Annotated in this window: 2 protein-coding genes and 1 pseudogene; all 3 read right to left on the bottom strand. The window is 67.7% G+C overall.

Annotated elements, in window-relative coordinates:
• Nucleotides 1-263 (bottom strand): annotated as a pseudogene (locus tag VFG33_RS16750) (hypothetical protein); the annotation flags it as partial.
• 10 nt (nucleotides 264-273) lie between these two features.
• Nucleotides 274-942 (bottom strand): hypothetical protein, encoded by a 669-nt coding sequence (locus VFG33_RS16745; RefSeq protein WP_325053802.1) that lies wholly within the window; start codon nucleotides 940-942, stop codon nucleotides 274-276.
• On the bottom strand, nucleotides 939-2,121 hold a 1,183-nt coding region (locus tag VFG33_RS16740), incomplete at its 5' end, for a DUF5047 domain-containing protein (protein ID WP_325053801.1). The genes VFG33_RS16745 and VFG33_RS16740, both read right to left, overlap by 4 nt.

Genomic DNA, 2,121 nt, shown 5'->3' with positions numbered 1-2,121 from the left:
CCGATCGAGCCCTGCGCCGCACCGGTGGTACCGCACGCGCCACCGCCACCGCCACCGCCGATGACCCGCACCCAGACCGCCTTCAGATTGGCCGGCTTGGTCCAGGTGCCGGAGCCGGTGAACAACACCTCTGTGGGGATGGTGTTCATTGCCGCGATCTTCGTCTCGACTGCAGTCGCGAGGTTCTCAGTACCGGCGGCGAGGTCCGGCGGGTCGCCCAGCTCGAGGTAGGGGAACCCGTACAGCGGGGTTACGTCAGCCATGATCGGTCTCCTAGATGTTGGACTTGTAGACCGCGGTCGCGTGGACAAACATCGAGTTCGATCCGACCGCGGTGAACGCTGCACCGGCTTGAGCCGCGCCGGTGACGGTCAGCACCTCGCCGCCAGACAGCCCCGTGAATAGGTTGCGCGACGACGCCGACACCGAGCCCATACGGCCGATCGGGATGTCCTGGATCAGCCCGCCGCCGACGCCACCGAAACAGCCGACTTCCATCGCGACGTTGGTGATCACCGCAGAGTTGTTCACGACACAGCAGCCGCCGGTGACATGGACGATCGCCTCGTCGGCCCAGTCCGGCACGACCAGCTCGTTCGACGAGGCCTTGACCACCATCGATGTCGAGGTGGCGAAATTGAACACCTGCGCGCCGGCCGACCCAAAGTCGACGGACGCCGCGGCGAAGTTGGGATCGCCAGTCGGGGTGATCCGGCCGAGGATGAACCACGTCGACCCGAACGCGAGCAGGCCCACCACGTGCCCAGCCTTGAGCGCGATCGCTTCGCCGGTGTTCAGGATCGGAACGTCCGTCAGGATCCCGCCGGCAACGCTGACCGTGTTCGCGCCGGTGTTCGGGTTCCACGCGGTGATCGTGCCCTGCCGGAACCGGACCGCCTCCGGGCCCGGAGCGAACAGGGTCGACAGGTCGTCGGTGATCACGGCGTGTCCCCGATCAGGTCGTCTTGACGTTGCCGGGTCTGCAACGTCACCGGCTGGCCGGGTACCAGCGGGATCGTCACGTTGTCGATCACGTGGGTCTCCGTGCGCAGCGACCGGTTCCGAGCCCGCTTCGGGTACCGCACCGAGACGACGTCGTACGGCTCGAGGGCAGGGTTCGCGATGCTCGACAGGTCGACCTGGTACGGCAGCCCCAGCTGTTGCCGGAGCAGAGCCCGAGCCGCGTTCGTGGCCTGCAGATTCGTGGTCAGGAACGGGCTCGAGTAGAACCCGGGCACCGGACCGAACCGGCCCAGGTAGTAGGTGGGGCTGCCCGGGTCGAGGTTGTACGCGACACCCCGCGCCGGGGCCGTCGTGTCGCCCGCCTCGCCAGTGGCGACGTACGCGTTGTAGACACCTTCCCTGGTCAGGCCGCGGGACATCTGGACCAGGACCCCGTCATGGCCGGCGTCGATCGTCCACGCTGGGTCACCGGTGATCGCCGGTGGGGTCTTGACCACGAACACACCCCGGTGATCGAAGTAGCCGACCTTCCCGAGCGACGTGATGAAGTCCCGCAGCGTCGCCGACCTGGACTCCTCAGCGATCACCGTCCGGCCGACCAGCCCGTCACGGAGCGCGGTGTCGTCCCACTCGATCACTGCCGAGGGGTACACCTCCTCGATCAGCAGCTCGACCAGGGCGCCACGGACCGCAGCCCCGGAGAACTGGCGCGGGCTCAGGAACCGGGCGTCGACGATCCCGGCCCACCGGTCCTGCGCGGAGATGGTGACCGGGCCGTCTGGGGTCTCGTCCTGCTCGGGGGTGTCGATCCGGAAGTAGCCGAGCCCCACGAACTCCCGCTGACCGTTGCCGTAGGCAATGCCGCGCTCGACGTAGATCTCATTGCCGTACGGGGTGATCAGGTCGGTCTGAAGGATCGGCCACGCCTGCGTGGTGGTCAGGTCGAGCGTCGACCGGACCTCAGCAGTCGCGGACGCCTTGACGTCGCCGCCGGTGACAGCGATCTCTGTCCCGGTCGGGTTCGTCCCCGTCTGGAACGACGTGCACACCCGGGCCCGGGACACCGCGGTGTGCGACCCGCGGAGCGTCTCAAAGAACCGTTCACTGACAGCCCTCACGGCACGATCACATCCGAGGGTGTCCCGGTCCTGTTCAGCA

This window comes from Kribbella sp. (assembly GCF_035687465.1).
Classification (GTDB): domain Bacteria; phylum Actinomycetota; class Actinomycetes; order Propionibacteriales; family Kribbellaceae; genus Kribbella.
The sequence above is the reverse complement of the archived record's forward strand: the minus strand, read 5'-3'. Positions and strand labels throughout refer to the sequence as shown.